The organism is Paenibacillus sp. 01T422 (genome assembly GCF_056398785.1).
The window spans coordinates 1-1583 of record NZ_JBFTQB010001172.1; the positions used below are offsets into that span (position 1 = coordinate 1).

Sequence of the window (1583 nt, forward strand, 5' to 3'; positions counted from 1 at the left end):
AACCAGAGCCACATTGGCCCCGGCTTCCTCACATATTTGACGAACGCTTGTAGCATCGTAACCATGCTCAGCGAATAACTTTTTTGCAGCAAGTACAATTTTCATCTTCATGTCTGATTCTTGGTATGCCATTCTTTAGCGCCCTCCTTATAATGAAAAGTTAAGCGGTTTGTGAAAGTTGTTTCGTAGCAGGTGCAGCCTTTACTTTTTTAATAGATACAACCGCAAAATCAATAACTAACGCTATAACTGCAATCAGGAGCAAAGAACTTACTTCTTTACTTACACCGGGACCGCCGAACAAAATATTCATCAGACCGTTAACCGCATAGGTGGCCGGGAAAAAATTGCTCATAGAATGATAAAAATTCGACAGAAGCTCCCTTGGCACGATGGCTCCGGAAGACACCAACTGTAAGGATAACATAGCAATGTTAAATAGCATACCTGCGTTCCCAAACAATGTCAAAAACATTTGTGCAACAAGCGCAAACGTGAGCAAGAATAAGGATTCAAACGACCATAATGCCATAAACCCTTTCTCTACATGTCCTCCCAAAGCAACAACCATTGTCGCACTGATGAGTCCAACAACTACTGCGGCAACGACAGTCAGTATGAAACGCGCACCCAATTTGCCCTGTTTACTTACCGATGTGCCGAGAATATTCGTGGAAACACTGAAGTTCATACCCATGATCATGGTTCCAACAATAGAAGCAAGCACAAGCATCATAGGAAGCATTTGATTCGGCATATCTTTCACTTTATTTGTACTTTGAATATCCGAAGTTACCTTATTCGCAAGTCCTTGCGCGATTTTCCCCGCTTGTTCGGCCGGTAGGTTCGGAGACATTTGAGTAAGCACAGCAGATGCACCTGCGGCTATAGCTTGATTGTTCACAGTTGCCGTTACATTGCCTGCTACCGCCTGCATCACAGGTTTCATCATGGACGGATTGGATTCATTGATTGTGTATGAAATCGGAGCCGTTTGCCCCGGAGTTTGCAGTTTTTTTGTAAAATCGGATGAGATGTGTATAACCATTTGCACTTGACGGTTATTGAGCATTTCTTGCGCCTTGTCATTTGAATCTATTTGCTCTGTTTGAAAAGGCAGATTCGCTTTCAAATTGCTTGCCACTGTGTTCCCCATGCCTTGATCTTCATTGACGATAGCGATCTTCAGATTCTTCGTATTATCTGATACGCCTGCATAGCCAGTCATCCAGATCAAACTAAATAACAGCTGAAACATAATGGCTGTGATGATGCCTACCTTCGTCGTGCCTTGCTTAAAAAATGCGCCTAGTGCTTCTTTCAAAATTACCACTCCTATTTAAATTTAAACGATCATTTTAATTAAACGTTTGTTTAAATTATAGGAGGGAGCTCTTTGTCTGTCAATTAGGTTTGGTAAAAACGAAAAAAAGTAGTCTAACGACAAGAAAATACCCTCATTAGCGACAAGAAAGTCCCTACAAACGCAAAAGGACAGTTTTTCGCGACAAGAAAGTCCCCCCATTATAATCAGTTCCAAAATCGATAAGATTCAGTGTCAACAAGAGCGACCACGTTCACCT

The 1583-nt window shown here is 41.9% G+C and carries 2 protein-coding genes; both read right to left on the bottom strand.

From position 1 onward, the window contains the following. The coding region (locus tag AC1DUA_RS36825) for a TetR family transcriptional regulator (protein WP_477504441.1) at nucleotides 1–132 on the bottom strand (132 nt) is incomplete at its 3' end. Between the two features lie 28 nt (nucleotides 133–160). Beyond that, nucleotides 161–1324: a YhgE/Pip domain-containing protein gene (locus tag AC1DUA_RS36830; RefSeq protein WP_477504440.1), complete on the bottom strand. Its 1164-nt coding sequence runs from the start codon at nucleotides 1322–1324 to the stop codon at nucleotides 161–163. Nucleotides 1325–1583 lie beyond the last annotated feature (259 nt).